The organism is Streptomyces sp. BE303 (genome assembly GCF_036290945.1).
Classification (GTDB): Bacteria; Actinomycetota; Actinomycetes; order Streptomycetales; family Streptomycetaceae; genus Kitasatospora.
In genome coordinates, this window is sequence record NZ_JAQYWZ010000355.1 from 1 (window position 1) to 436 (window position 436).

The following is a 436-nucleotide window of genomic DNA, read 5'->3' on the forward strand; positions in this document are numbered from 1 at the left end:
GCGCACTGGAGCGCTCCCTGGCCGTCTCCGAGCCATCCGTCCCGGCGGAGTCGTCGGTGACGGGCCGACAGGTCGGTCTCGGGCAGTGGACGGACCCGGAGTACTCGGTCGACCAGGTCAGCAAGCCGGTCCGCTTCGCCGACGCCCTCGAAGCGCTAGACGGCGTCACCTGGTTCGTCGAATTGGGCCCGGACGGCGTCCTGTCGGCGCTCGTCCAGCAGCCCGTCGCCGTCACCGCGCCTCTGCTGCGACGCGACCGTGACGAAGTCACCACCGCGCTGACGGCGCTCGCGACCCTGCACGTCAACGGTGTCCCGTTCGACTGGTCGCCGCTGTTCACGGGCGTCCGACCGGCCGAGCTGCCGACCTACGCCTTCCAGCACCAGCGGTACTGGCTGCAAGCAGCAGCGCCCGGCCGTTCGGCGGAACCTGCGGA

General features: G+C 71.3%; 1 pseudogene. It reads left to right on the forward strand.

From position 1 onward, the window contains the following. Positions 1-56: 56 nt before the first annotated feature. A pseudogene (locus PUR56_RS05895) lies at positions 57-436 on the forward strand (hypothetical protein); the annotation flags it as partial.